This is a genomic window from Jannaschia donghaensis, from assembly GCF_001403795.1.
In the GTDB taxonomy this organism is placed as follows: Bacteria; Pseudomonadota; Alphaproteobacteria; order Rhodobacterales; family Rhodobacteraceae; genus Jannaschia; species Jannaschia donghaensis.
Window position 1 is genome coordinate 407,230 of record NZ_CXSU01000012.1, and the last position, 26,818, is coordinate 434,047.

Here is a 26,818-nt window from a genome sequence, read left to right on the forward strand (position 1 = left end):
CAAAGCCCGGACCAACGTCCGGGCTTTTTCATGTCTGGACGTCAGCCTTTCGCCACTTCGCGCGCAAAAGCGCACCACCCTTCCAATGGGACCTGTTCCGCCCGGTCGGTCGGCGCGATGCCGGCGGCGACCAATCGGTCTTCCAGATCCGGAACCAGTCCTTTCAGCGCCGCACGCAACATCTTGCGCCGCTGGTTGAACCCCTTCGCCACCACCCGCTCCAGAACGTCGGCCCGTGCCGCGAACCGGGGTGCGGGCAGGGCCGTCAGATGCACTACGGCCGAATGTACCTTCGGCGGCGGGCTGAAGGCTTCGGGGGGCAGGGTCATCGCAATCCGCGTGTCGCACCGCCACTGCGCCAGGATCGCCAGCCGTCCGTAGGCCTTGGACCCCGGGGCCGCCACGATCCTCTCGGCCACTTCTTTCTGGAACATCAACGTCAGGCTGTCCCACGGCGGGGGCCAGGACGCGGGCGTCAGCCAGCGCACCAGCAGCTCCGTCCCGACGTTGTAGGGCAGGTTCGACACCACTCGCCACGGCGCCGTCAGATGCGCGCCGACATCCATGTCCAGCGCATCGCCATTCACCACTTCAAGCTGACCCGGATAGGCCGCCGCGATTTCCGCTAGCGCCGGCAGACAGCGCGCATCCTTTTCGATGGCCAGCACCTTGCCCGCGCCTTCGGCCAGCAATCCGCGCGTTAATCCACCGGGCCCCGGCCCGACCTCCAGCACCTGCGCGCCGGCCAGCTTGCCACCGGTCCGCGCGATCCGCGCCGTCAGGTTCAAATCCAGCAGAAAGTTCTGACCCATGGATTTCTTGGCCCGCAGGTCGTGCGCCGCGATCACGTCGCGCAGGGGGGGCAGGTCGTCGATGCGGCTCATTCGACGTGCCCGCTTTGACCGGACGCGATCCGGCGCTGCCCCATGTCCCACGCCATCCGGATCGCCGCGACGATCGACGTCGGATCGGCCAGGCCGCGCCCGGCGATGTCGAAGGCCGTGCCGTGATCGGGGGATGTCCGAATGAAGGGCAGGCCCAGCGTCACGTTGACGCCACCCGCAAAATCGATGGTCTTGATCGGGATCAGCGCCTGATCGTGATACATCGCGACGGCGGCGTCGTATCCGGCGCGCGCGCCCGCGTGGAACATCGTGTCGGCGGGCAGCGGCCCGAAACAGCCCAGATCCGGGGCCAGTCGGGCGATCAGCGCGTCGATCCACTCGACTTCCTGACGGCCCATGGTGCCACCTTCGCCGGCGTGGGGGTTCAGGCCCGCGACCGCGATACGGGGCGCGTCGATCCCGAAATCGCGGCGCAGGCCGGCGTGGGTCACGCGCAGGCAGGTTTCCAAGGCTTCGGGTGTCAATTCTGCGGGCACCCGGTCGATTGCGATGTGGATGGTCGCGGGCACCACGCGCAGCTCCGCGCAGGCCAGCATCATCACGACGTCGACCCCGCCGGCCAATGCGGCCAGATATTCGGTGTGACCGGGATGGGGGAAGTCGGCACCGTCTTTCAGGGCCTTCTTGTGGATCGGGGCCGTCACGACGCCCGAAGCCGCCCCCGACTGCGCCAGATCGACGGCCCGTGCGATGGCCGAGATCACGCCCGCCGCCTGCGCCGGATCGGGACGGGCGGGCACGGCAGGACCGGGAATGTCGTGGGGCAACACGCACAGCGCATCTGCCGTTGCCGCATCCGGCGTGTCGATGGTTCGGATGGTGACACCGTGGCCGGCAAAATGGTCGGGGTTGCCCAGTACGAAGAACGGAATATCCGCAATCAGGGCGCGCGCTTTCGCCACGACCTCCGGTCCGACGCCCGCCGGTTCCCCGCAGGTGATGGCCAGCGGGGGCCTATTGGGTGATGATGGCATCGGCGCGCAGTTCTTCGAGATAGCCCTCGGCATAGCTGCCCAGGCGTTCATTCAGGATTTGCTGACCAAGGGCTTGGAACGCCTCCTCTGACGGCTCCGCAACGCGGTCGCACATCATGACGAACCGCAGGAAGCCGTTCCGCGTCAGCAGGGTCGAGGCTTCGCCCTCATCCAGCTTTGCAAGCTCCTGGCGCAGGTCGCCCGGAATATCCGAAATAGGGGTGATGACGCGGGTCAGGGTGCCTTCAGGCGCGCCGCGGGCGACGCCGTAGAGGTCGTCGCAAACGTCCACGCGGTCGCGCAACTGGGCCGCCGCGCTCAGCGCCTCGGGTGTCCGGCCGCCGGGGATCAGGTATTCGGCGTAGTCGATGGAGAGAGTCTCCGGTGTGCTGGACCCGCTTTCGTCCAGATCCCGCAAGAGAAACAGCCCGACGAAGGAGCCGAGGTTCACCGGGTCCGACACTTCGCCGGGGGCCAATGTCAGAACCTGACTGGCGATCGCTGGCGACAATTCAGCCAATGGAAGATAGTCCAGACGCCCGCCCGCGCGCGCGGTGCGCGACCTGGAATAGGTGCGTGCCGCCCGCTCGAAGGCGGCCTGACCGACGACGGTGTCCGACAGACGCTGCGCCAGGGCCTGAACCTCAGCCTGGGTTTCAGGCGTGATCGGAATCGCGATCTCGGACAGCAGGACACGGACGCTGCCGGGACCGCGGGCCAAGGCGCGCTCTACCTCGGATGGAGCGGGGCGGGCGCGGGGGCCGAAACGCTGCTGAACCAGCGTGCGCCAATAGATGCCGTTGCGGATGAAATCGCGGAAAGTTTCGGGGGCGACGCCACTTTGTTCGAGGGCCGCGATGAAGGCGTCGGGCGTCAGGTTCGCGCGGCTGGCGAATTCGACCATGCCTTCGTCCAGTTGATCGGGCGTGATTTCGATGCCGGCGGCGCGGGCGGCCTGCACCTGCAGCGTCTCGTTGATCATGGTCGCCTTCGCGCCCTCGAAATCGGCATTGGGTGCGCGCAGCAGGGTATAGAACTGCGCCCGTTGCAGAACCTGGAAATTCGTCACCGCCTCGCCGTTGACGGTGGCCGCGGCGGCGAAGGGTTGCTGCGCCCGCGCCGGATCGCCCGTCGTCGCAAGCGCCAGCAGCACCGCCAGAATCGTCAGAAATCTCGTCATTGCCCGCTCTCTCATATTCCGCAGCGTCGCCGCCGTTTTCCCCGGTCGTCCGCGCCGAACCCGGCCAGTTCCACGCCCAGCCCAAAGCTTGTGGACGTCTGCAATGTCGTGGTGGAGGTGAAGCGCCGCTCCACGTCGAAGTCCACGGTGACGCAATCCGACCGATAGGTCAGGCCGAGACCAGCACTGCTGGCGTCGTCGGTCACGAAGTCATATCGCCAGTTCACCCGCCCCGTCCAGTCGCCGCCAAGGTCGCGCGCCGCATCCAATGCCCATTCCGACGTGTCGATGGGCCGGCCGGCCCCTTCGTCCGCTTCCAACCAGATGTAGCCCGTCTCCAGGCTGTGTCCCTCACCGGTCCAGCGAATGACCGTTTCGGAGCGAGAGAAATCCAGCTCGTCGGATATCAATGATCGCTGCATGAGCAGGAATCGATCGCCGAAGCTGGCGTTCGCGGCGATCAGCCAATCCGATGCGGAGCCGTCTAGGCCGGTGCCGGGGCGGAACTGATCGATGTCGTTGTCACGCCAAACCCGTCCGACCGTGGCCCCGACGTTCCAGCCCGATGGGTCGTAGCGCGTATAGCTCAGGCCGACATTCAGGCGATTGCCCAGCTCCCGCTGATCGCGCCCGGCGAAGCGAGAGGCGGCGAACAGATTGCCTTCGTCGAACTCCGGCGTCTGGCTGTCCTCGTTCGGGGTGGATCGCCGTTCGCCGGGCGCGAAGATCAACTGGGCCACCGGCTCGATCACGTGGCGCACGCCATTCGCCCCATCGCGTGCCAGCGGCAGCCGAACTTCCAGCCCGCCATAGGGAACGGCACGGGCGAAGGTGTCGTCGGGAAAGTCGGGGTCTTGGCGCACGTTGTAGGCATCGACGTGCAGGCCGGCAATTCCCGTCCAGACCAATCCGGCGGGTGTGATCCGCATGCGCCGCCAATCCACTGCGGCCGAAGTGCGAAGGACATCGCGGGCTGAATTGAGCGGCAGGCCCGACGGAACCTCGTCCGCGTTCCGCCAACGGGAATGGGCCTGCAAGGTCCAGACCAACTGACCCCCGAAAACGGGACCGGGCACGCGCCTTTGGCGTTCGATGGTGACGACGGGGGTGGGCAGGAACCGATTGCGTTCGCCGTCGCGCAGGGTGTTGAACGCGATGATCTCGGCCAAAAAACGATCTTCGCGGTCGATCTTGGTGATGGCCAGACGACTGTCCAGACGATCCTTTTCCTCGACATCGTAGTTGAGAAGATAGTCGTCGTCGCTGGTCAGCTCCAGGTCGAAATCCAGCCGGTAGTCACGGGGCAGGGCGAAGGAGCCGTCGGCGAACAGATATCCCCGCAGCTCGTCGGGCCTTATCTCGTCGCTTGAAACCGCGCCCTCCACGTTGATCCGGCCGGTGTCGAAGGCCTGGCGGTAGCGGAAGCCCAGGCTGCGGGTTTCGGTGTTGGTCACGAAGGGGGTCAGCGTCAGATCCCGCGACGGCCCGAGCGTGATGAAGTACGGAATGGCGATGCCCGTTCCCAGCAGATCGTCGCTGCTGATATCCGGTGCCAGAAATCCCGTCGCGCGTTCCAGGGTCGGGTCGGGCAGGCGCAGGCGGGGGAACCACGCCACGGGCACGCCCGCCACCTCGAAGCGTGCGCCCTCGAAATAAAGCTGCTGCGCTTCGCGGTCATGTACGATCCGGCGCGCCCTTATCTGCCAAAGCGGCACCGGGTTTGCGGCGCAGACCTCGCAGGACGACGCGACGGTCTGGTACAATTGGGTATAACGGCCTTCCGCGCCCGTCGCGATCTCGGTCGCGGCGATCTGCAGGCGTTCGTCCAGGACCAGTCGCGCGCCCTGCAGGACCGAATTGCGCAGGTCGGGCGATAGTGACGCAAAGTCGGCCACGAGGATCTGGTCCGGCCCGTCCAGCAGGGTCAGCGGGCCTTCTACCAGAACGCGATCTTCCCCGCGCAGATACGTCACGCGTCGCGCCCGCAAGATGCGACCGTCCGAAAAGATCTCCACGTTGCCCGAGGCAACCAGCTGGCCCTGATCGAAGTCGATCCGATCGGCCACCAGCGTCGCCGGTGCTTGCTGCGCCAGGGCGGGCAGGGCGATCAACCAGACCAGAAGCGCCGCGATCAGCCGCATCATCCATCTTCCTTGTGCAGGATCATCGCCGACGCCAGCAGGATGGCGGCGATCGGCGGCGACCAGGCGGCCAACGCCACCGGAAGTTGTCCATTTTCACCCAGCACCTGCGCGAAGTTGCGCAAGAAGAACACTCCGAACCCAAGCAGCAATGCCGTCAGGACCAAAAGGCCCGAACCACCCGCCCGCGTATGGCGCATGGAGAACGCGGCCCCGATTAGCACCATCGCGGCCAGCATCAGCGGTGTGGCCAGCTCCATTTGCAACCAGATGCGGTGCGTCAGCCCCGAAAACCCGGCGGTGTTCAGTTGTTTGATGAAGCCGGGCAGCTGGAAAATCGGGATCGACGACGGCACGCCGAAACTGTCGCGGATCTGGTTTTGCGTCAGGGTCGATGGGATGGTCGCCACCGGCACCGACTTGGCATCCCGCTCCGGGTTCTCGGATGTGCCCAGGGGCCACATCTTCGCGTCCTCCAGCAGCCACTCCCCGGTGTCCAGTTCGGCCCGGGCCGCCTCGATCCGTTCGACCGGCGAGCCGTTTGCATCGAAGGCGAGGAACGTCGCCTCGAACAGGATCGTCCCATCCAGGGAGGAGCGTTCGGCGCGGATCACCGTCTGTCCCGATCCGTCGCCCTGGCGCAGCCAGACGCCTTCCTCGCTAACCGAAAGGACGCTGCTGACGCCGGTCTTCCAGCCCGCGACCTCCCGCTCGTAAGCGGCCTGCGTTGCCGCGACGATTGGATTCACGATCAGCAGGCACGCCACCCCCAGAAGGACCGCGGCGACGACCGGGGCCATCGCGGCAACCAGAGCGGAGCGGCCTGACGCGCGGATGACGACCATTTCGGATGACCGTGCCAGCGACAGGAACAACGCCAGCGTCGACAGGATCACGATCAGCGGCAAGATCTGATAGAGCGCCGCCGGCAAGTTCAGCGCCGCCAGCTTGAGCCCGTCGGCCACGCCCGCCCCATCGTCGCCGAGCGACCGCAATTGCTCCATCAGGTCAATCGGCAGCAGCAGTCCGGTGAAGACGAGGGAGACGATGAAGACCAGCCACAAAAACCGGCGCGCCAGGTAGAGCGACAGGATCATGCGATCGTCCCCCGGCGCAGCGGCTTCGGCCCGACCGTATCTCGCCAGACCAGAAATAGTCCCAGCATCAGTGTCAGCAGGCCGGGCGCATATGTCGTCCACCAAAGCATCGTGTCGTCACGCGCGGCGTTCTCGGCGATGTTCGCCATCATCTTGAGCATGACCGCGGCGATCACGGCCCCCAGAATCTGACGCCAGAGGCCAAGTCGCGAATAACCGCCCAGCATCAGGAACCCCAAGGCCATCAGCGGCAGCGCAAAGGCGAACAGCGCCTCCGCAAACCGGGCGTGACCTTCGAACATCAGTTTGGCGGCGCTTTCACCCGTAAGCGCCTGCGTTTCGGCATCCGCCCGCAGCAGCGTTGCGGTCGACAATTCCCGCGGGTCGGGGCGGCGGGTGCCCGACGATCCGGCCAGACCGGCCAGGTCATAGGCGAAGTCGTCGAAAGTCGTCGTCACCAGGCTTCGGTCCGCCGTCTGAAGCGTCTGGGCCATGCCGTCGAACATCACAAGACGGGTGCCGCCACCCCCCTCGGGGTCTGTGCGCACCAGGATCGCACGTTCTGCTGTATAGGACGTTCGGGTCGTCTCGCTGCGCCGGTCCTGAAGGAACAGGCCCAGCAGTTCGCCTTGCGGCGTGATATCGCGCACATAGACCGTCACACCGGTGCCCGGATGCAGGAATTCGCCTGCCTTGAGCAGTCGCCCCGTCACGTCGCGCGATAACTCCGCCGACCGCTCGGCCAGCGCGGTCCGCGATGCGGGCACCAGGACGTGGCCCAGCACGCTGATCATCACGCCCACGACAAGGCCGAACATCAAGATGGGTCGCGCCAGCCGCCAGGGCGACAGGCCGGTGGTTTGCGCCACGACCATCTCGCTGTCGCCCGAAAAGCGGTTAATTCCGTACAGCGTCGCCACAAGCGCCGAGACGGGCAGCACGGCATAGATCACGTTGGGCAGCGCCAGGGCCGTGAACTCCAGAAAGGTGAGCACGTTCGACCCGCCGGCGATCAGCGTGTCGAAAAGACCGATCGCCCGGTTCACCCAGTAGACGGCCACGAGGACAAGGCTGAAGAAGCCGAAATAAATCAGCAATTGCCCCGCGAGGTATCGGTCGAAAAGTGCCAAGCGTCCCCCTCGGAAGCCGTCCGTCCCTTTCCTAGCCGGGTTGCGCGGCGCATCAAAGCCCGGATCGTGCCCCGTCCGTGAAAACCGCGGACTCCATCCCATGCGGCGTGTCGGCTGGATTGTCCCAAGGGGGGCGTCTAGGGTCCGCCCGAACCGCAGATCAGGAGTATCCCATGACCGCACCCGCCTCCGTCAGCTTCGTCGCCACCGATCTTGACGCATTGTCCACGTTCGAAGGCGTCATCGCCTGTTTCGTCGCCACCGACGGTGCCATGGGTGCCGAGGCGCGGCGGCTGAACCGGCTGTCCAAGGGGGCCGTCAAGCGCGCCGTCGAAAGCCCCGCCTTCGATAAACTGGGTGCGGGCGAGGTGCTGGACCTCGGGTTTCCCAACGGCATGGCCGCCACGACCATCGTCATCGCCAAGCTGGACCGCCGCCCGAACATGATGAAGGCAATGGGCGCGGGCGCGGCCTTTGCGAAACTGCGCGGCTCTCGCGGTTTGCTGATCCTGGGCGGGACGCTGCGCCGCCTGTCGGACGCGGTGCTGGGCGCTGCCCTGCGTGGATACGATTTCTCGGACCACAAGACGGGCGATGAAAAGCCATCCGTCGCCGACATCACCGTGATGACCGCCAAGCCCGAGGAGGCGGAGGCCGCCTTTGCCGACGCCCGCGCACAGGCCGAGGGCGTGTTCCTGACCCGCGATCTGGTCAACGAGCCGTCGAACGTGTTGACCACCACCGAATTCGCCAATCGGCTGGAGGCGATGACGGACCTGGGCCTCAAGGTCGAGGTGCTGGACGAAGAGGAGTTGGAGAAGCTCGGCATGCGCACGCTGCTGGCCGTGGGGCAGGGGTCGGAATCCCCCTCCAAGGTCGTCGTGATGCAGTGGGACGGCGGTGGGTCCGAAGCGCCCTTCGCGCTGATCGGCAAGGGCGTGGTGTTCGACACCGGCGGCATTTCCCTCAAGCCAGCCGCGGGCATGGAGGACATGACGATGGACATGGGCGGTGCCGGCACCGTCGCCGGCGTCATGCACACCATCGCAAGGCGCAAAGCCAAGGCGAACGTCGTCGCGCTAGTCGGCCTGGTGGAGAATATGCCCGACGGCAAGGCCACCCGCCCCGGCGATGTGGTGCGGTCGATGAAGGGCGATACGGTCGAGATCATCAATACCGACGCCGAGGGCCGCCTCGTACTGTGCGACGTAATGTGGTACGCGCAAGACCGGTTCAAGCCCGCCGCGATGGTCGACCTTGCCACCCTGACGGGGGCCATCGTCGTCGGTCTGGGCCACGAGAATGCGGGTGTTTTCTCCAACGACGATGCGCTCTGCGATGCCTTTCTGAAATCCGCCAAGGCCGAAGGCGAAGGTGCGTGGCGGATGCCGTTGGGGGACGCCTACGACAAGCTTCTGAAATCTCGCGTGGCGGATATGAAGAACATCGGCGGCCGGCCGGGCGGGTCGATTACGGCGGCGCAGTTCCTGCTGCGGTTCGTCAAGGATGATACGCCTTGGATCCACCTCGATATCGCGGGCGTCGCTTCGGTGTCCGGCGGCACGGCGATTGCACCGGCGGGGGCGACGGGTTGGGGTGTCCGGGCGCTCGACCGATTGATCCGGGATCGGTACGAGGTCGATCTGGATGCGGCGGCGGATGCGCCGAACGCCTGATGGGCGAGGCCTATTTCTACCACCTGACGCGCACCGCACCCGACGTCACACTCGCCACGCTGCTGACTCGCTGCCTGGCGCAGTCGTGGCGCGTGGCGGTGCGCGGCGGCGACGCCGGGCGGCTGGAATGGCTGGATGATCGGTTGTGGCAGGGCGACGGCTTCCTGCCCCATGGTATCGCGGACGGGAACCATGACGCGCGACAGCCCATCTTGCTGACCACCGGCCCGGCGGAAGATCGCGATTGTCTGATGGCGCTGGACGGGGCCGATGTGGCCCCCGACGAAGTCACGAAGATGACGCGGACCTGCATCCTGTTCGACGGCACCGATGGCGAAGCGGTGTCTCGGGCACGGGCGCAATGGAAGGCGCTGACGGACGCCGGATGCGGTGCGCGGTACTGGTCGGAAGAAGGCGGCAAGTGGGAGGAGAAAGCATCGAAGAACGTGGAGGGCTGACCAACAGCGCCCGCCGCTCGATGTCCTTACCGGATCAGTCGCAGCGTATCATTCTCGATCTCGATCTTCCCGAAGCCGCCAAGATACGACATGCCCAGCAGCGATATCCCCAACTCCCCATCGCCGACGATGGCGCGCACGTCTCGGTCCACCGTCTCCCCCACCTGAACTTCGTCGAGGAACACCTGAGCGGTGCGGATCGTGCCATTCGCCGTCTGTGCCCGGCCCATATAGGCCAGATCGCGCAGGTCGACGCCGACGGCGCGCGCATCGTCCGCCGAAAGCACGATATCAGACGCCCCCGTGTCGACCACGAAATCCACCAACTCCCCGTTGATGCGCAGCGTCATGTAATAATGTCCGTCGAAGCGACGCGGCACTTCGATCACCATGCCGTCTTGCCCGCCGACATACGTCTGCGTGGGTAACAGGGTTTGCTGGATCCGGTCCCAGTTGCCGAACGCCAGCGCGACGCCGAGGAAAATCAGAAACCAGATCGCCCCCTGCTGGAAAACCTGACCGACGCGGTGCCGGTTGGAGATCAGGAATCCACCCCCGATCACCAGAAGGAACAGGCCGAGGTAGATGAGGCGTGCGGTGTTGTCATCGGTCATGCCCCATACCTAGGGGCGATGGCCCGCGTTACCAACCGGGCAAATCGCTGAGCCCGTCGAGGACGAATTGCACCGACAGCGCCGCCAGCAACATGCCCAGCAGGCGCGTCACCACGTTGATGCCGGTATGCCCCAGCAGTTTTTCCATGGGTGTCGCCAGCAGGAAGAACGCGAAGACAACGGCGATCACCATCAGCATCACGCCGATGGCCTGCGCCGATCCGATCGCACTTGCCTCGTCGGTCAGCAGGATCATCGTCGCGATGGCTCCCGGACCCGCGATCAGCGGCAGGGCAAAAGGGAAGACTGACGGATCGGTCGTCGGCTCCTCCGCGCGGCCCTCCCGCTTGGGCTGGCGCCGCTCGAACAACATCTCCAATGCCGTCAGGAACAGCAGCAGGCCGCCGGCGATCCGGAAGGCCGGCATGGAAATGCCGAGGAAGGTCAGGATGGAATCGCCCAGCAGGGCGAAGGCGATCAGGATGCCCGCGGCGATCACGCAGGCCCGAACCGCGATGGCCCGCCGCGCGCGCATCGTCATACCGGCGGTCATCGCCACGAAGATCGGGGCAAGGCCGATCGGGTCGATCACCACGAAGAGCGCGGTAAAGGCGGTGATGGCTTCGGTCAGTGTCATTGGAGGGTCATACCCGTCGCCGATCGCGGTTCAAACGCTCTTCTCTGCCTTTTCGAGCGTTTCCAGCGCCGTCATCCACAGCGCTTCGGCCCGGTCGGACGCCTGCATGACCTCTGCGTATTTCTTGTTCCATGTTTCTAACTCGCCTTGGCGACCGTCTTCGTAAAGGCTTGGGTCAGCCAGTTTCTTGGCCAGCTTGTCGCGCATCTCCTCGATCTTGCGAACGCGTGCTTCGCCCTTCTTGGCCTCCGACCGCAGTTCGGACAGCTTTGCGTGGCTGACGGGCTTGGGCTTTTCCTTTTCGCGTCCGGCCTTTGCGGGCTTTTCCTCCCCTTGAAGGAGCAGCTTGCGATAACTTTCGAGATCGCCGTCATACGGGCCGACAGTACCCCCCTTGACCAGCCAAAGGCGGTCCGCGACCAGGCTCAACAGGTGCATGTCGTGGCTGACCAGCACCACGGCACCGGTGTAGGCTGTCAGCGCCTCCACCAGCGCCTCCCGGCTTTCGATGTCGAGGTGGTTCGTCGGCTCGTCCAGGATCAACATGTGCGGCGCGTCGAGCGTCGCCAGAAGCAGCGACAGCCGTGCCTTTTGGCCGCCCGACAGTTTCGCGACGACGGTATCGGCCTGATCCACGCCAAGGCCGAACCCGGCCAGGCGGGCACGGTGCCGTGGGGGCGTTTCCAACGGGCGTTCGCGGCGAATATGGTCCAGCGGCGTCTCGTCGACGAAAAGTTCGTCCACCTGATGCTGTGCGAAGTAGCCTATCCTCAACTTCTTCGACGCGATGCGCCGCCCGTCGATCGTGTTAAGTCTGTCCGACAAGAGTTTGGACAGCGTGGATTTTCCTTCACCGTTCCGCCCCAGCAAGGCAATCCGGTCGTCTTGGTCGATCCGAACATTCAGACGCCCCAGCACCGGCGTTCCGTCGTAGCCGGTCGAGGCCGCGTCCAGCCGCAGGATCGGCGGCGACATCTCTTCGGGTTGCGGAAAGGTAAAGACGGTGCGCGCGGCATCTTCGGGCGCGCGGATCGTCTCCATCTTTTCCAGCATCTTGACCCGGCTTTGCGCCTGCTTGGCCTTGCTGGCCTTGGCTTTGAAGCGGTCGACGAAACTTTGCAAATGCGCGCGTCTGGCGTCCTGCTTGGCGGCCTCGGCGGCCTGACCCGCCCGTTTTTCGGCGCGCGCCCGGACGAACTGGTCATACGTCCCGGTGTAATAGGTCAGGCCCTTGTTTTCGAGATGCAGAATCCCGCCGACCGCCCGGTTCAGCAGGCCACGGTCGTGACTGATAATGATGACCGTATGGGGATATTTGGCCAGATAGCTTTCAAGCCAGAGCGCGCCTTCGAGGTCGAGATAGTTCGTCGGCTCGTCCAGCAGGAGCAGATCGGGCTGTGCAAAAAGCACCCCGGCCAGCGCCACCCGCATCCGCCAGCCGCCGGAATAATCCGAACAGGGACGTTGTTGTTCGTGAACTTCGAAGCCCAGACCCCGCAAGATGCTGGACGCCCGCGCCTCGCCGGACCAGGCGTCGATGTCCTGCAGCCGCGCCTGTACTTCGGCGATGCGGGTGGGGTCGGTTGCGGTCTCGGCCTCCGCCATCAGGGCGGCGCGTTCCTCGTCCGCATCAAGGACGGTCTGCAAGACGCTGATATCGCTTGATGGAACTTCTTGCGCCACGCCGCCGATCCGGGCGCGACTGGGCAGGGAAATATCGCCCGCGTCCAGCACGAGCTGACTGCGGATCAGGCGGAAGAGCGTGGTCTTGCCGGTGCCGTTGCGCCCGACGAGGCCCACCTTGTGGCCCTCGGGGATGCTGGCGCTGGCCCCTTCGAACAGGGGACGGCCCGCGACGGAATAGTTGAGGTCTGTGATCTGAAGCATGGGGGTGCCATGCAGGCCCGCGCGTGCGGCGTCAACACCCGGTTTCCTTTGGTCCGCACCCCTGCTAGTGGCGCGGCAAATCACATCCGAACGGAGACCGACATGGCCCTGGAACGCACCTTTTCGATCATCAAGCCCGACGCCACCAAGCGCAACCTGACCGGTGCCATCGCCGCCAAGTTCGAGGAAGCCGGTCTGCGCATCGTCGCGTCCAAGCGCATCCAACTGACACTGGCCCAGGCGCAGGCATTCTACGGCGTCCACAAGGACCGGCCGTTTTTCGGCGAGCTGACCGAATTCATGATCTCCGAGCCGATCGTCGTGCAGGTCCTGGAAGGCGAGAACGCCATCGCCAAGAACCGCGAAGTCATGGGTGCGACGAACCCCGCCGAAGCCGCCGAAGGCACGATCCGCAAGGAATACGCCCTGTCCATCGGCGAGAACTCGGTCCACGGCTCCGACGCGCCGGAAACCGCCGCGGAAGAGATCGCGTTCTTCTTCTCGGGTCTTGAACTGGTCGGGTGATCCCGGTCTGATCTATTTCAGGGGGGCGTCCTGCGGGACGCCCCGTTGTTTTGCGCGGGCGTTATTGCCATGCGCCGCCGGCGGGCGTAGCCCGAGGCCATGTCCGAACCCCTGTCCCTTCACCTCAGGCGCACGCTGATCCTGGGTTTGCCGCTGGTTGGCAGTCAGGTCGGGCAGGTGATGATCGGGCTGACCGATACCCTGATGCTGGGCCGCTACTCGGTCGAGGCATTGGCCGCGTCGACCATCTGTCATTCGGCCTTTTTCACATTGTTCGTTCTTGGCAGCGGTTTTGCCGTCGCCTGCATGCCCATGGCTGCCAGCGCGCTGGGCCAGAACGACGAGACGCAGGTTCGCCGCGTGGCGCGGATGGGCCTGTGGCTGTCGCTGTTGACGGGCCTTGTGATGATGCCGCTGTTCTTCTGGTCCGGTCCGATCCTGCTGGCGCTTGGCCAGACGGCCGAGGTTGCGGCGGGCGGGCAGGACTATCTGCGCATCGCGGGGTGGGGCATGGTGCCGGCCCTTCTTCTGGCGACGTTCCGCAGTCATCTTTCGGCGTTGGAGCGGACGCGCATCGTGTTCTGGGCCACCTTGCTGGCGGCGGGACTGAACGTCGTCGTCAACTGGCTTTTGATCTTCGGCAACCTGGGCTTTCCCGAACTTGGCTTGCGCGGGGCCGCGGTTGCGTCATTGGGCGTGCAGATCCTGTCGGCGGCGGTGCTGGCGGTCTATGCGACGCGCGGATCGGACATGGCACGGTTCGAGCTGTTTCGGAACCTGCACCGCCCGGATTGGCCGATCTTCGCCGACATCGCGCGGATGGGCCTGCCCATCGGCCTGACCCATGTGTCGGAATCGGCGCTGTTCGCAACTTCGGCCGTGATGATGGGCTGGATCGGTACGGTCGCGCTGGGCGCGCATGGCATCGCCATCGGTGTCGCGGCGCTGACGTTCATGATCCACATGGGCCTGTCGCAAGCGGCGACCGTGCGAGTCGGCCGGGCCTGGGGGCAGGGCGATGGACCGGCCCTGCGGCGCGCGGCCCTGGCGGCAGCGATCCTGTCGGGGATCATGGTGGCCGCGTCGATGGTCCTTTATCTGGGCTTTGGCGATTGGATCGTTGGCCTGTTCCTGGACGCCAGCGACCCGGAGGCCCCCGCGATCCTTGCCCTTGGCGTGACCCTGCTGATGCTGGCGGCGCTGTTTCAACTGGTGGATGCGGGGCAGGTCATGGCGCTCGGCTTTTTGCGCGGGGTGCAGGACACGCGGGTGCCGATGATCTACGCAATCCTGTCCTATTGGGTCGTCGGCATTCCCATCAGCTATGTGCTGGGGTTCACCTTCGATCTGGGACCGCAGGGCATCTGGCTTGGGCTGGTCGCGGGACTTCTGACCGCGACAGCGGCGCTGATGACGCGGTTCGTGCGGATGACCGCGCCCGTCCGGTCGGACCCCGCCGCTACATCGAGAAGCTGACGCCGCAGCCGCAACTGCTGGAGGCGTTGGGGTTCTCGATCGTGAACCGCGCGCCGATCAGCTCTTCGGTGAAGTCGATGGTTGCCCCGCCCAAAAACGGCAGCGACACTTCGTCGACGACCACCTTTTCGCCCGCGCCTTCCAGCACGGTGTCGCCGTCGGCCACATCGTCGAGGTCGATCTGATACTGAAATCCAGAACACCCGCCCCCTTCGACGGCGACGCGCAGGGCCTTGCCCTGATCGGACGCGCCGATCTCGGACAGACGCTCGAAGGCGCGGGGGGTCACGCGGGGGGGAAGAGCAAGGTCCATGGTCGCCTCGGGGCTGTGCATCTGGGTCGTCCTAGATATATGGGGGCCGAGCGCGCATTCCAAGTGAGCAGATATGGCCGTCCCCTTCGCCAGCGATCCCGCCCGCACCCGCGGACGCCTGTTCCCCGAGGAGGAGAGCCGCCACCGCTCCCCGTTTCAGCGTGATCGCGACCGGATCATCCACGCCAGCGCGTTCCGGCGGCTCAAGCACAAGACGCAGGTCTTCATCGAGCATGAGGGCGATTATTTTCGCACCCGCCTGACCCATTCGATCGAAGTGGCGCAGGTTGCCCGCACGATCGCGCAATACATCGGCCTGAACATGGAGCTGACCGAGGCCGTGGCCCTGGCCCACGACCTTGGCCACACGCCCTTCGGCCACACCGGGGAGGAGGCGCTGGACCGGCTGATGGCCCCATACGGCGGGTTCGACCACAACGCGCAGGCCCTGCGGATCGTCACCCGGCTGGAGCGGCATTACGCGGAGTTCGATGGTCTTAACCTCACCTGGGAAACCCTTGAAGGTATTGCGAAACACAATGGGCCAGTGCTGGCCCCTGTGCCCTATGCCCTGGCGCAATACGATGCGCAGCACGATCTGGAACTGCACACCCACGCAAGTGCGGAGGCGCAGGTGGCGGCCCTGTCGGACGACATCGCCTACAACAACCACGACCTGCACGACGGGCTGCGCGCGGAGCTGTTCTCGACCGATGAGTTGGCCGAGCTGCCGATCCTGAACGATTGCTTTGCCCGTGTGGACGCGAAGTATCCGGGGCTGAATTACTACCGGCGCCGGCACGAGGCGCTGCGCCGGTTCTTTGGTGTGCTGGTGGAGGATGTGATCGACGTGACCGAACGCAACCTTGCCGATCTGGCCCCCGAAAGCGCGGGCGACGTGCGCGCCGCCGGACGGATGATGGTGCAGTTTTCGCCCGCGCTCTGGTCCGACCTCAAGGTGATCCGCGCGTTCCTGTTCGAGCGGATGTACCGCGCCCCCGCCGTGGTCGAGATGCGCGCGCAGGTCACGCAGGTGGTCGACGATCTCTTCCCGTTCTTCATGGCGAATACGGACGAATTGCCGAAGCAATGGCGCAAGGACGTGGAGGAGGCGGCGGGCGAGACGGAGTTGGCCCGCATTGTCTCCGATTACATCGCTGGCATGACGGACCGCTTCGCGATCCAAAGCCACGAGCGTCTGATCGGCTAGCGCGGCGATCGTCCTTCGGCGATAGATCGCGGGGGCCGGGGTCAGATAAGAGGTGTTGCCGGTCAAACGCGAAGGCGCTCCGCCTTAGGTGAATCCAATCACGCAAAACGGGAGGCCCCGGGGCGCGCTGCCACCGCAGGCCCATCCCGACAGGGCTGCAGACATCAGGAGGAGGGTGACGCGCAGGGTCGGATCCTTTGGGGTGGTCGGGGTCGTGATTGCAGATCGCGGCGCTGTGTCAAACGCGACGCGTTGCGTTGATCACGGCGCGGGCCTTGGATAGGGGTGCGGCAACCCTGATTTTCCGGATCGCCCAGATGAACCTCTTTTCCGATATCCGTGCCCTGACCGTCGATGCCCTGGCCGACATGGCCCGCGACGGGATAATCCCCCAGGGGCTGTCGACCGACGCCGTTTCGGTGGAGCCGCCGCGCGACCCGGCCCATGGCGACATGGCGACGAACGCCGCGATGGTGTTGGCCAAGCCCGCGAAGATGAAACCCCGCGACATCGCCGAGGCGCTGGCCGAACGACTTCTGGCCGATCCGCGCGTGGCGGTCGCTGATGTGGCCGGGCCGGGGTTCCTGAACATCCGGCTGGACGGCGCGGTCTGGACGGGTGTGGTCCGGACGGTGCTGGAAACCGGCGTCGATTTCGGGCGCTCGGACATGGGGCAGGGACGCAAGGTCAACGTCGAATATGTCTCCGCCAACCCGACGGGGCCACTGCACGTCGGCCACACGCGCGGCGCGGTGTTCGGCGACGCATTGGCCAGCCTGCTGGATTTCGCGGGCCATGCGGTGACGCGGGAATATTACATTAACGACGGCGGCGCGCAGGTCGATGTGCTGGCCCGGTCGGTGTACCTTCGGTATCTGGAGGCGCATGGGCAAGACGTCGATTTCCCGGATGGGACCTATCCCGGTGACTACCTCAAACCTGTGGGCGAAGCGCTTCGGGCGAAAGTCGGGGACGACTACCTCGGCAAGGGGGAGCAGTATTGGTTGGAGGACGTCCGCAATTTCTCGACCGATGCGATGATGGACCTGATCCGGGCCGATCTGAAGATGCTCGGGGTCGAGATGGACGTCTTTTCGTCGGAGAAGGCGCTCTATGGCACGGGGCAGATCGAAGGGGCGATCCAATCGCTCAAGGACAAGGGCCTGATCTATCGCGGCACGCTGGAGCCGCCAAAGGGCAAGTTGCCCGACGATTGGGAGGCGCGGGAGCAGACGTTGTTCCGCTCTACCGACTACGGCGACGACGTGGATCGGCCGATCCAGAAATCGGATGGCGGCTGGACGTATTTCGCCCCCGATATCGCCTATCATTTCGACAAGGTGAATCGCGGGTTCGATGCGCTGATCGACGTCTTCGGCGCGGATCACGGCGGCTATGTCAAACGGATGAAGGCGGCCGTCGCCGCATTGTCCGACAACGCCGTCCCGCTGGACATCAAGCTGACGCAGCTGGTCAAGCTGACGCGCGGCGGGGAGCAGCTCAAGATGTCCAAGCGCGCGGGGACGTTCGTGACCCTGGCGGATGTCGTCGAGATGGTCGGCCGCGACGTGACCCGATTCGTCATGCTGACCCGCAAGAACGATGCCCCGCTGGACTTCGACGTCGACAAGGTGCTGGAGCAATCGAAGGACAATCCGGTCTTTTACGTGCAATATGCCCATGCGCGCGTGTGTTCTGTCCTGCGCAAGGCTGTGGATCATGGCATCAATGTGTCCGACGCCGATCTGGCAGCGGCCGACCTGTCACATCTGAGCCACGCCTCGGAGCAGGCGCTGGCGGCCAAGGTCGCCGAATGGCCGAGGCTTGTCGAGATTGCGGCACGCACGCACGAGCCGCACCGCGTGGCCTTCTATCTATATGATCTGGCCTCTGCGCTGCATGCGCATTGGAACCGGGGGAACGACGATCCGTCGCTTCGATTCATTCAGGACGACGTCGAGACAAGTTCCGCCAAGATCGCGCTTGCGCGGTCTGTCGCGATTGTAATCGCGGCGGGTTTGCGTATCCTTGGGGTCGAACCCGCCGAAGAGATGCGCTGAGAGTCGGAAACGACCGAAAGGCGCCCGCGCGGGTCCGAGCAGAGACGGGCAGTGGGGACCAACCCCGCGTCCATTCAGTGGCAGTGTATCGATCGTGGGGCTTCGCCGTCCCGCGCATTGGAGGGCAGGCATATGGCGGATCTCGATTATTACGGTGCGGACTACGGTGCCGAACAGCCGTCGCGTTTTCTGGACGCCGCACGCAACTTCGGCTTTGCGAATTGGGCGGGGGCCATCACCTCGCTGGGTCTGACCGCCGGTCTGGCTGCCTGGGCCATCGACATGACCGTGCGCGACGTCTCCGGCGTGCCGGTGATTGTCGCTCTGGAAGGGCCGATGCGCGAAGCGCCCAGCGATCCGGGCGGCACCGTCGCGCCGTTCCAGGGCCTGGCCCTGTCCGACATCACGTCGGGCGGTCCGGCTGCGCCCGCCCCCGATCAAATCGTCCTGGCCCCGCCGCCCGTGTCGCTTGACGCGCCGGCCCTGGCCGAACGGATCGCGACCGCAGGCGAGGAAGTCATCACCCGGCAGGCCGAAGCCGATCCGCAGGTCGCGGATGCCCCCGCCCTTCGCGAGAGCATCCAGATGGCCCTGTCCGAAGCCGTCGAAGACGAAATGATCGTCGGGGCCAGCGCACCCGCGTCGCAGCCGGTCGCCGCCACGCCGGTGTCGGCGGACCCGGGCGCCCCCGAAGCCGCGGTTGCGGCCGTCGTTCCCGTGACCGAGCCTGGCGTCGCACGCTCCGTCCGGCCAAGTGCCCGCCCCGCGGCGCCCCGGCGCGTGGTCGCCCAGGCACCCGCTACGCTGCCAACCGAAGCCCCCGCGCAGGTCGCGGGCACGCAGGTCGCCTCGCTCGATGCGACGATCCCGTCGGCCCGTGACGCCGATGCCGCGGCCCTGACGCCCGGCACGCGGGTCGTGCAGCTGGGGGCCTACGACAGCGAATCCGCGGCGCGCGGCGAATGGGACCGGATGGAGTCCAAATTCCGCGACTACATGCACGGCAAGGAACGTCTGGTGCAGAAGGCGCAGTCCGGCGGGCGCGACTTCTGGCGCCTGCGCGTCGTCGGGTTCGAGGACGGCGACGCCGCGCGGCGCTTCTGTGCCGAGCTTCTGGCCAAGGATGCGGCCTGCATCCCGCTCACCATCCGCTGATCCATGGCCGGGGCCTTCATCTTCGGGTGCGAGGGCCCCGATCTGACCGACCGGGAGGCCGCGTTCTTCCGCGATGCGGATCCCTGGGGCTTCATTCTTTTCGCCCGTAACATCGACACGCCGGACCGTTTGCGCGCGCTGACGACGGCCCTGCGGGACAGTGTCGGGCGAAATGCGCCCATTCTGATCGATCAGGAAGGCGGGCGGGTTCAGCGCATGGGCCCCCCGTTCTGGACCCGCTGGCCACGACCGCTGACGCAGATGAGCCGGGCGTCGAACCCGGACCGCGCGATGTTTCTGCGCGCCACGCTGATCGCAAGGGAATTGCGCGACGTCGGCATCGACGTGAATTGCACACCGACTGCCGACATCGCGCACGAAGATACCCACCCGTTCCTTCTGTCGCGTCTCTACGGTGACAGTGTCGAGACGGTGGCCGCCCGCGCGCGCGCCAACGCAGAAGGCTGCCTGCAGGGCGGTGTCCTGCCCGTGATGAAGCACATTCCAGGCCACGGGCGTGGCACGGTCGATAGCCATCTTGGCCTGCCGCGCGTGATGACGGACCTGGCCGAATTGCGCCAGACGGATTTCGAGGTGTTCCGGCAATTGGCCGATCTTCCGCTGGGGATGTCGGCGCACGTGGTCTATTCCGCAATTGACGACGCGCCCGGCACCATCTCGGCGGCTGTCATGGCCGAGGTCCGGGGGACGATCGGTTTCGACGGCCTGCTGATGACCGATGATATTTCCATGGGCGCGCTTCCCGGCGACATGGCCGCGCGTTGCGCCGGCGCGATCGGCGCGGGATGCGACGTGATCCTGCATTGCAACGGTGAGTGGGACGATATGCAGACGGTCGCCGCCTGCACCCCGCGTTTGTCGGACGCGGCACGAACGCGGGCCGACCGGGCGCTTGCGATGCGCGCCGCGCCGGTTGAACTTGACATCGAAGCGGCCCGCGCGGAACTTGACGCCCTCAATTCCTGAGGGGCGATCTTGACCGAAGACTTCATCGAAGGACCGGCGCGCGACCCGGACCCGGACGCTGTCGCCGCGCGTCTGGCGGCCGAAGCGCTGATCGTGGACGTGGACGGATTCGAAGGGCCGCTGGATGTCCTTCTGATGCTGGCGCGCACGCAGAAGGTCGATCTGCGCACCATTTCGGTGCTGCAGCTGGCCCGGCAATACCTCGTCTTCGTCGAAAGAGCGCGGGAGCTGCGGTTGGAACTGGCCGCCGACTACCTCGTGATGGCGGCTTGGTTGGCGTTCCTGAAATCTCGTCTGCTGCTGCCTCCCGACCCAGAGGAGGAGGGGCCGAGCGCCGAGGATCTGGCCGCGCACCTTGCTTTCCAGCTGGAGCGTCTGGAGGGCATGCGCAAAGCGGCCGCGCGGTTGATGGCGCGCGACCAATTGGGCCGCGACGTTTTCGCCCGCGGGGAGCCGGAGGGACTGGAGCGGTCGCGCAAGGTTGTCTGGACCGCGACCTTGCTGGACCTGATGCAAGGCTATGCCCGCCTGCGCACGCGTGACGATTTCCGCCCCTTCGTCATGGACCGGAAGGACGTCTTCACCATGGAGGCTGCGTTGGAGCGTTTGCGCCCGCTTATCGGCGCTGTCGGCGAATGGACCGATCTGACGGCGTTTCTGCCCGATGGATGGGCTGGGGATCCGGCGCGTCGACGGTCGGCCACCGCGTCCACCTTTGCGGCCACCCTGGAGCTGGCGAAGACCGGCGTGCTGGAGTTGCACCAGACCGATACCTTCGGTCCGATCCGCATCCGGGGCCGCGCATGACCGACCCAATCGCCAGCGATACCCTTTTCGAGGCTCCGCCCCTGGCCGAGCAGGAGCGCATGGTCGAGGCCGTCCTCTTTGCCTCCGCGGCACCCGTTACCATTGGGGAGTTGCACGCCAGATTGCCGCACGGCTGCGACGCGCCGGCGGCGTTGGAGCAATTGGCGAAACGCTACGACGGGCGGGGGGTTCGATTGGTGAAGGTGGGCGACGCCTGGGCGATCCGGACGGCGGCCGACCTGGCCTTCCTGATGACGCGGGAGACGGTGGAAACCCGCAAGTTGAGCCGTGCTGCGATCGAGACGCTGGCCATCGTCGCCTATCACCAGCCCGCCACGCGCGCGGAAATCGAGGAGATCCGCGGCGTTTCGGTCAGCAAGGGCACGATCGAGCAATTGCTGGATCTGGATTGGATCAAACTGGGCCAGCGCCGCCAGACACCGGGACGGCCCGTCACCTTCGTGGTCACACGGGCATTCATGGATCACTTCGGCCTCGCCTCGCCCCGCGATCTGCCGGGTCTGAAGGAGCTGCGCGCCGCGGGTCTTCTGGAAAGCACCCCGCCGCCGGACGAGTTGCCCGCGCGCGAAGACGACGATCAGACCGACGATATGTTCGAACGAGCCCCCCCGGAGGAGGAACACTGACATGCTCCAGATGATATTGAGACGCGCGATCTTTGCCGTTCTGGGCAAGGTGGCCGGCGGCAAGACGTCCCCCAACCTGCGCAAGGCGAACCGGATCGCGCGACTGGCGAAGCGGCTGGGCCGCTAGGGGTCGCCCGCGTCCGGTTTGTACAATCCGGCGCGCTGCATCTCCTTCGTGGCGATGCGACCCAGCCAAATGACGAAGCTTCCGAATGCCAGCAGCCCCCCGGCCGCCAGCACGATCTGTGTGCGGTCCGAACTGACCGATGCCAGGCCGCCCATCTCTCCAATCCAGACCATGGCGAGCGTGCCGGGGGCCAGACCGACCAGCGTGGCCGCGAAATAGGGCCACGGTCGGATCTCGGTCAGGCCCAGCAGCCAGTTCTGTGCCGTAAAAGGCAGGATCGGCGTCAGCCGCAGCAGCGCGACGAAGACGAAGCCGTTTTCGGTGATGGCGCGATCGGCGGCGCGCACCTTCGGCCCGTCGATCCGCCGCATCATCGGCCCGCGCAGCCAATGGCGTGCGATGTAGTATGGCGCGATGGCCCCCAGAAGGCTGCCCAGCATCGACAGCGGATAGCCCCACCAGCCGAACGCCAGCCCGCCGACGACCGACATCGCGGCGGCGGGCAGGGGCAGGATAACGACCACGACATAGACGGCGATGAAGACGAATGCCCCCAGGGGTCCATGCGATTGAACCCAATCGCGCAGGATCGGCACCCAATCGGCCCATGGCAGCAGCCACATCGCAAAGGCGATCACGACCAGCAGAACCGGCCAAAGCCAGATGTGCCAGGCTTTCAGCGCCGGATCGGTGGGGGCAGAAGGGACGGTCATGCCTGTCCGCACGTAGGGCCTGGCGCGGGGACGGGCAAGATCACGCGGTCACGCCCCCCGCGCGGCGATCCAGCGCATGAGCGCCGCGGGATCGGGGGGCAGCGCCGTGGCCGTGTCGCCGGTGAAGGCGTGCAGCGCGGGCAGGTTCAACGGATTGACCCCGACCAGCACGTCGGCCCCCGCCTCCAGCGCGGCGGCGATCACCGGGCGAAAACCGCGGCCGCCCGCCTCCTGCTTGCCGAACTTGTTGACGATCAGAAGGTCCACGCCGTCGACCAGCCGTGCCTGCGCCGCGGCCACGGCGGTCTCCAGCCCTGCGGCATCCAGGCGACAGCCCCGCGCTTCGCGGCCCAGAGCTTGGCTGATGCGGATGACCGGCCCGTCGGGCAGGACGATGGCATCCATGTCGCACCGCGCGCAGCCGGGTCGGTCGGAGTTGATCTGGACAATCCCCGCCAGGCGCAAACCGGCCTCGCGCGCCCGCGCGGCGATGTCGTAGAGCAGCGGGTCGAGTTCGCCTCGGCCCTCGGTCATCGTATAGGCGAGGCGCATGACCGCTTCGTTCCACGGCGAACCGGACGGCGCAAGGCTTGACGATCGTCGCGTGGCGGGCAACCCATGATCGATGGAAGAGGTTTTCCCCCGGATCGAGCCTTTGGGCGAGGCGGCGCTTCTGGTGCGGTTCACGCCGCATCTGGATGATGCCGCGAACCGGGCCTGCGTGGCGTTCCGCGCCGCATTGGAGGCGCAGCCGATCGCGGGCGTGGTCGAAACCGCCTCCTCGCTGGGATCGGTCCTGGTCCGTCACGACGGCCGCGACGTGGAAGCTGACCTGGGCCACGCGCTTGCCGCGCGGGACTGGGCCGATGTTCCCCCGCCGGCCCGCCGGCTCTGGTCTATTCCCTGCAGCTACGGCGGCGAAGATGGCCCGCAATTGCCGGAGTCCGCAGCCTTGGCGGGGATGTCAGAGGTCGCGGCGGTATCGGCCTTGGCCACGGCCCGCGTGCGTGTCTTGGCGTTGGGGTTCGCCCCGGGGATGCCGTACCTTGGTATCCTGCCCGATGCCTGGGATCTGCCGCGCCAGACCGATTTGACGCCGAAGGTGCCTGAGGGCGCCCTGGTCGTGGCGGTGCGGCAGCTGGTTTTGTTCGGGACCGAGGCACCGACGGGCTGGCGGCAGGTCGGGCGCACAGCATTCGGCTGTTTCGAGCCGTCGCGGGCCCGTCCCATCGCCCTGTCGCCCGGTGACGAGGTGACATTCCCGAGCGTCTCGCCATCGGAGCTGAGAGAGCTGGCAGAGGCTGATCCCGAACGCCACGGCGGCGCGATATGGGAAAGCCTGCCGTGATCGAAGTTCTGACGTGCGGCCCGATGGTCACGATCCAGGACGGAGGCCGCCCCGGCCATCTGAGCCAGGGGCTGGCCCGTGGCGGTGCCGCGGACCGGCGCGCGCTGAAGGAGGCCACCGCCTTGCTGGGGGATGCAGGTGCAGGCATCGAGACGCCGGGCTCGCCCTTGCGGCTGCGCTGCGACGGGGCCGTGACGATTTCCCTGACCGGCGCGCCCATGAAAGCCACCGTGGGCGACCGCGTGCTTGCCTGGAACACCTCTCAACACCTGACGGCTGGCGATATACTTGACCTGCGACCGACCGGGACGGGGGTCTATTCCTACGTCCATGTCGCGGGCGGCTTCCTGACCGAGGCGGTGATGGGCAGCCGCGCCGCGCATCTGATCGCCAATATCGGAGCCCCACTGCAAGCCGGCGATGTGCTGCCCTGCAACGCCTCGACCGGCGGCGCACGGAGGGTCGAGGCTCACGCGCGGTGGGGTGGGGGGGAATTGCGCTTGGTGCGGACGCCCCAAACGCGCCTGTTCCCGCCAGCCGTTCTTGACCGGTTTCTTACCACCCGGTTCATCCGTGATGTCCGGGGCAACCGGCAAGGCGTAAAGCTGTCGATGGCGGGCGCAGGCTTTGCCACGGACGGGCAATTGAACCTGCTTTCGGATTTCATTCTGCCCGGCGACGTGCAGATGACCGGCGACGGCATTCCCTATATCCTGGGTCCCGAATGCCAGACGACGGGCGGTTATCCCCGCATCGGCACGGTCATCGAGGCGGATCTGCCGCGCGCGATGCAGGCCGTCCCGGGCGCGGTCCTGACCTTCCGCTTCGTCACACCGGCCGAGGCGCGGGCGGCGCGTCCAGGCAAACCGGCGGTCACGCCGCTGATCCGCGATCCGGGCGATATGCCGGACCTGCTGGCGCAGCAACTTATCGGTGGGGTCGTTTCCGCCACAGGGGAGGAGACGTGATGCGCGTCGATCTGAATGCGGACATGGGCGAGGGGTTCGGCGACTGGTCGATGGGCGACGATGAGGCCCTTCTGGATATCGTGACTTCGGCCAACGTGGCCTGCGGCGCACATGCGGGCGATTGGGACGTGATGGCGCGCACGATGACACGCGCGCGGGACCGGGGCGTCGGCATCGGCGCGCATCCCGGTTTTCCCGATCTTCAGGGCTTCGGGCGTCGGCGCATGGCGATGCCGTCCGCATCCGTCGCGAACCTGGTCATTTGGCAGTTCGGCGCGGCGCGGGGAATGGCGGCATCGCTGGGGACGAAGGTCCGGCATTTCAAACTGCACGGCGCGCTTGCCAACATGGCATCCGAGGATGTCGCACTGGCGGCTGCGGCTTACAAGGCCGCGTTGCGTGTCGACCCGGAGGTGATCCTGCTGGTGCTGGCCGGCACCGCACAGGAGGCGGCGGCGACCGAATTGGGCGCACGGTGGGCCGGGGAGATCTTCGCCGACCGCGGATACAATGACGACGCCACGCTGGTCGCGCGCGGTCAGCCGGGGGCCATGGTCCACGACCCGCAGGAGGCGGCGGCGCGGATGGTCGAATTCGTGAAGGGCGGCGCCATCGTTGCCAATTCCGGCCGGGCGATCCCGGCGGCCTGCGATTCCATTTGCCTGCATGGCGACGGGCCCGAGGCGGTCGGCATCGCCCGCGCGGTGCGGACGGCGTTGGAGGCGGCAAACGTCACGCTCACCCCGATGGTTGGGCGCGGGCGCTAGGGTCTCATTTCAGGCGAGGCGGGGCGTCCGGGTCACGCACGGGTCCGCTGGCCTGGGGCTGCGGCATGTCGATACGCAATCCGTGCCGGGCCAATGTCGCGGCAAGCGGCTGCTGCGCGCGTAGGAAGGTGACGTCGATTTGACCGGCGTCCAGCCCGGAAAAGACCAGCGCTTCGGAAACGGCGCGGGCCAGGTCGGTCTCTGCGCCTGGGATCGTGTCGACGAACCCCAGGATGTGTCCCTTCGCCCCCCCCGCATAGCTTACCCCCGCCAGGTACCCGGTGCGCGCCAGACCCACAGCCAGCCCGAGCTTGGTGTCGAGTGCCGTCAGCAAGGCCTCCGGCAACTGGCCGGGGGAGGTGACTTCCTCGATCTTCTGCTCGGCTTCTTCGGGCGCGTGGGCCAGCGTGTCAGACAGCCAGACCATCGCCGCCGGCTCCAGCAGTTGCGCAGACGGTGCGTCGTCGAGGTTGAGGCCAAGGCCCAGCCCTTCGGAGGCCAGCATCGCCGCCAACCGTCGCCCCGACAGCGTGGCCGCGTCGGCCGGCCCCGCAAAGGCCGTCAACCGGTCCGGCAGATCGAAGGCGAGGGCGTAGCGTGTGCCGTCCACATCGAACAGGCGGGGCGTGACGACATCGCCGTCTTCGGCATCGAGCAGCAAATGCAGTTCTGCCTCGGCCAGCCGTTCGAAGAAGGTCAGGCGCGCCGCATCCGTGCCGGTCTGCTCGGCGTTGAGATGCGCGTGGTCCAGCGGGGTCGGATCGGTCATCGGGCAAGGGCCTCCTGAATTGCGGTGCGCAGGGCCGGGAGGGTGTCAGTCTCGAACCAAGGGTGGCGTTTGAGCCATGCGGTATTGCGCCACGACGGGTGGGGCAAGCAGAAGACGTCGGGGGCAAGGGCGCGCCAGTCGCGCACCCGGTCCGTCACGCGGCCCTTGCCCAGATGCCAATCCTGCGCATAGCCGCCGATCAGCAAGGTGACGCGGGGCGGCGTGATATGGGCCAGCGCCGCGTCGC

The 26,818-nt window shown here is 66.4% G+C and carries 28 protein-coding genes; 14 read left to right on the top strand and 14 right to left on the bottom strand.

Annotated elements, in window-relative coordinates:
- Positions 1 to 41: 41 nt before the first annotated feature.
- Genes rsmA through lptF form a run of 6 tightly spaced genes read right to left on the bottom strand, consistent with a single transcriptional unit; the run spans position 42 to position 7,427 of the window.
- Positions 42 to 884, bottom strand: a complete 843-nt coding sequence (gene rsmA, locus JDO7802_RS11275) for a 16S rRNA (adenine(1518)-N(6)/adenine(1519)-N(6))-dimethyltransferase RsmA (protein WP_055085622.1) — start codon at positions 882 to 884, stop codon at positions 42 to 44.
- Positions 881 to 1,879 (bottom strand): 4-hydroxythreonine-4-phosphate dehydrogenase PdxA, encoded by a 999-nt coding sequence (gene pdxA, locus JDO7802_RS11280; RefSeq protein ID WP_055085624.1) that lies wholly within the window; start codon positions 1,877 to 1,879, stop codon positions 881 to 883. The genes rsmA and pdxA overlap by 4 nt, the downstream gene beginning before the upstream one ends.
- Complete coding sequence (locus JDO7802_RS11285) at positions 1,860 to 3,059, bottom strand: peptidylprolyl isomerase (protein ID WP_055085626.1); 1,200 nt, start codon at positions 3,057 to 3,059, stop codon at positions 1,860 to 1,862. Before JDO7802_RS11285 ends, pdxA begins: the two co-directional genes overlap by 20 nt.
- An 11-nt stretch (positions 3,060 to 3,070) precedes the next feature.
- The gene (locus JDO7802_RS11290; RefSeq protein WP_055085628.1) at positions 3,071 to 5,203 is read right to left on the bottom strand and encodes an LPS-assembly protein LptD; all 2,133 of its coding nucleotides are present in this window, start codon (positions 5,201 to 5,203) and stop codon (positions 3,071 to 3,073) included.
- Positions 5,200 to 6,297 carry an LPS export ABC transporter permease LptG gene (gene lptG, locus JDO7802_RS11295; RefSeq protein ID WP_055085630.1) on the bottom strand — a complete coding sequence of 366 codons (1,098 nt, stop codon included), beginning with the start codon at positions 6,295 to 6,297 and terminating at the stop codon, positions 5,200 to 5,202. Before lptG ends, JDO7802_RS11290 begins: the two co-directional genes overlap by 4 nt.
- Complete coding sequence (gene lptF / locus JDO7802_RS11300; protein ID WP_055085632.1) at positions 6,294 to 7,427, bottom strand: LPS export ABC transporter permease LptF; 1,134 nt, start codon at positions 7,425 to 7,427, stop codon at positions 6,294 to 6,296. Before lptF ends, lptG begins: the two co-directional genes overlap by 4 nt.
- A gap of 173 nt (positions 7,428 to 7,600) precedes the next feature.
- On the opposite strand from lptF, the gene JDO7802_RS11305 reads away from it, so the two are divergent.
- Together JDO7802_RS11305 and JDO7802_RS11310 are read left to right on the top strand one after the other, a co-directional pair.
- Positions 7,601 to 9,103 carry a leucyl aminopeptidase gene (locus JDO7802_RS11305; protein WP_055085634.1) on the top strand — a complete coding sequence of 501 codons (1,503 nt, stop codon included), beginning with the start codon at positions 7,601 to 7,603 and terminating at the stop codon, positions 9,101 to 9,103.
- Complete coding sequence (locus JDO7802_RS11310; RefSeq protein ID WP_055085636.1) at positions 9,103 to 9,561, top strand: DNA polymerase III subunit chi; 459 nt, start codon at positions 9,103 to 9,105, stop codon at positions 9,559 to 9,561. The genes JDO7802_RS11305 and JDO7802_RS11310 overlap by 1 nt, the downstream gene beginning before the upstream one ends.
- Before the next feature lie 26 nt (positions 9,562 to 9,587).
- Here the strand turns inward: JDO7802_RS11310 and JDO7802_RS11315 are convergent, their stop codons facing one another.
- The 3 genes from JDO7802_RS11315 to JDO7802_RS11325 are packed head-to-tail and all read right to left on the bottom strand — an operon-like array spanning position 9,588 to position 12,699.
- Positions 9,588 to 10,175 carry a retropepsin-like aspartic protease family protein gene (locus JDO7802_RS11315; protein WP_055085638.1) on the bottom strand — a complete coding sequence of 196 codons (588 nt, stop codon included), beginning with the start codon at positions 10,173 to 10,175 and terminating at the stop codon, positions 9,588 to 9,590.
- A 28-nt stretch (positions 10,176 to 10,203) separates the two neighbouring features.
- A complete protein-coding gene (locus JDO7802_RS11320; protein WP_055085640.1) occupies positions 10,204 to 10,812 on the bottom strand; it encodes a MarC family protein in 609 nt (202 codons plus the stop codon).
- 30 nt (positions 10,813 to 10,842) lie between these two features.
- Positions 10,843 to 12,699: an ABC-F family ATP-binding cassette domain-containing protein gene (locus JDO7802_RS11325; RefSeq protein ID WP_055085642.1), complete on the bottom strand. Its 1,857-nt coding sequence runs from the start codon at positions 12,697 to 12,699 to the stop codon at positions 10,843 to 10,845.
- 102 nt (positions 12,700 to 12,801) lie between these two features.
- Between JDO7802_RS11325 and ndk the strand changes: the two genes are divergently transcribed.
- Together ndk and JDO7802_RS11335 are read left to right on the top strand one after the other, a co-directional pair.
- A complete protein-coding gene (gene ndk / locus JDO7802_RS11330) occupies positions 12,802 to 13,224 on the top strand; it encodes a nucleoside-diphosphate kinase (protein ID WP_055085644.1) in 423 nt (140 codons plus the stop codon).
- A gap of 99 nt (positions 13,225 to 13,323) precedes the next feature.
- Positions 13,324 to 14,700, top strand: a complete 1,377-nt coding sequence (locus JDO7802_RS11335) for an MATE family efflux transporter (RefSeq protein ID WP_055085646.1) — start codon at positions 13,324 to 13,326, stop codon at positions 14,698 to 14,700.
- Here JDO7802_RS11335 and JDO7802_RS11340 read toward each other — a convergent pair.
- On the bottom strand, positions 14,684 to 15,013 hold the full coding sequence (locus JDO7802_RS11340; RefSeq protein WP_055087220.1) for an iron-sulfur cluster assembly accessory protein: 330 nt from the start codon (positions 15,011 to 15,013) through the stop codon (positions 14,684 to 14,686). The two genes, JDO7802_RS11335 and JDO7802_RS11340, sit on opposite strands and share 17 nt — an antisense overlap.
- A gap of 73 nt (positions 15,014 to 15,086) precedes the next feature.
- Between JDO7802_RS11340 and JDO7802_RS11345 the strand changes: the two genes are divergently transcribed.
- From JDO7802_RS11345 to JDO7802_RS18710, 7 genes are all read left to right on the top strand, one after another.
- Complete coding sequence (locus JDO7802_RS11345; protein WP_055085648.1) at positions 15,087 to 16,223, top strand: deoxyguanosinetriphosphate triphosphohydrolase; 1,137 nt, start codon at positions 15,087 to 15,089, stop codon at positions 16,221 to 16,223.
- A gap of 317 nt (positions 16,224 to 16,540) precedes the next feature.
- Positions 16,541 to 18,283: an arginine--tRNA ligase gene (gene argS / locus JDO7802_RS11350; protein ID WP_055087221.1), complete on the top strand. Its 1,743-nt coding sequence runs from the start codon at positions 16,541 to 16,543 to the stop codon at positions 18,281 to 18,283.
- Between the two features lie 132 nt (positions 18,284 to 18,415).
- Positions 18,416 to 19,438: an SPOR domain-containing protein gene (locus tag JDO7802_RS11355; protein WP_055085650.1), complete on the top strand. Its 1,023-nt coding sequence runs from the start codon at positions 18,416 to 18,418 to the stop codon at positions 19,436 to 19,438.
- A 3-nt stretch (positions 19,439 to 19,441) separates the two neighbouring features.
- A complete protein-coding gene (locus tag JDO7802_RS11360; RefSeq protein WP_055085652.1) occupies positions 19,442 to 20,425 on the top strand; it encodes a glycoside hydrolase family 3 N-terminal domain-containing protein in 984 nt (327 codons plus the stop codon).
- Positions 20,426 to 20,434: 9 nt separating this feature from the next.
- Positions 20,435 to 21,232, top strand: coding sequence for a segregation and condensation protein A (locus JDO7802_RS11365; RefSeq protein ID WP_245624176.1), 798 nt, complete (start codon positions 20,435 to 20,437; stop codon positions 21,230 to 21,232).
- On the top strand, positions 21,229 to 21,879 hold the full coding sequence (gene scpB, locus JDO7802_RS11370; protein ID WP_055085654.1) for an SMC-Scp complex subunit ScpB: 651 nt from the start codon (positions 21,229 to 21,231) through the stop codon (positions 21,877 to 21,879). Before JDO7802_RS11365 ends, scpB begins: the two co-directional genes overlap by 4 nt.
- A gap of 1 nt (position 21,880) precedes the next feature.
- Positions 21,881 to 22,006, top strand: a complete 126-nt coding sequence (locus tag JDO7802_RS18710; RefSeq protein ID WP_275934856.1) for a hypothetical protein — start codon at positions 21,881 to 21,883, stop codon at positions 22,004 to 22,006.
- Here the strand turns inward: JDO7802_RS18710 and JDO7802_RS11375 are convergent.
- Positions 22,003 to 22,719: a TVP38/TMEM64 family protein gene (locus tag JDO7802_RS11375; RefSeq protein ID WP_055085656.1), complete on the bottom strand. Its 717-nt coding sequence runs from the start codon at positions 22,717 to 22,719 to the stop codon at positions 22,003 to 22,005. The two genes, JDO7802_RS18710 and JDO7802_RS11375, sit on opposite strands and share 4 nt — an antisense overlap.
- A 48-nt stretch (positions 22,720 to 22,767) precedes the next feature.
- Positions 22,768 to 23,271 carry a DUF2478 domain-containing protein gene (locus JDO7802_RS11380; RefSeq protein ID WP_055085658.1) on the bottom strand — a complete coding sequence of 168 codons (504 nt, stop codon included), beginning with the start codon at positions 23,269 to 23,271 and terminating at the stop codon, positions 22,768 to 22,770.
- A gap of 73 nt (positions 23,272 to 23,344) precedes the next feature.
- Between JDO7802_RS11380 and JDO7802_RS11385 the strand changes: the two genes are divergently transcribed.
- Genes JDO7802_RS11385 through JDO7802_RS11395 form a run of 3 tightly spaced genes read left to right on the top strand, consistent with a single transcriptional unit; the run spans position 23,345 to position 25,802 of the window.
- Positions 23,345 to 24,067, top strand: coding sequence for a 5-oxoprolinase subunit B family protein (locus tag JDO7802_RS11385; RefSeq protein WP_055085660.1), 723 nt, complete (start codon positions 23,345 to 23,347; stop codon positions 24,065 to 24,067).
- On the top strand, positions 24,049 to 25,035 hold the full coding sequence (locus tag JDO7802_RS11390; RefSeq protein WP_055085662.1) for a 5-oxoprolinase subunit C family protein: 987 nt from the start codon (positions 24,049 to 24,051) through the stop codon (positions 25,033 to 25,035). Before JDO7802_RS11385 ends, JDO7802_RS11390 begins: the two co-directional genes overlap by 19 nt.
- Positions 25,035 to 25,802, top strand: coding sequence for a LamB/YcsF family protein (locus JDO7802_RS11395; protein WP_055085664.1), 768 nt, complete (start codon positions 25,035 to 25,037; stop codon positions 25,800 to 25,802). The genes JDO7802_RS11390 and JDO7802_RS11395 overlap by 1 nt, the downstream gene beginning before the upstream one ends.
- Before the next feature lie 4 nt (positions 25,803 to 25,806).
- On the opposite strand, the gene JDO7802_RS11400 is transcribed toward JDO7802_RS11395, so the two are convergent.
- On the bottom strand, positions 25,807 to 26,571 hold the full coding sequence (locus JDO7802_RS11400; protein WP_055085666.1) for a hypothetical protein: 765 nt from the start codon (positions 26,569 to 26,571) through the stop codon (positions 25,807 to 25,809).
- Positions 26,568 to 26,818, bottom strand: a 251-nt coding sequence (locus JDO7802_RS18505) for a uracil-DNA glycosylase family protein (RefSeq protein ID WP_275934857.1), incomplete at its 5' end; no start/stop codon positions are given. The genes JDO7802_RS18505 and JDO7802_RS11400, both read right to left, overlap by 4 nt.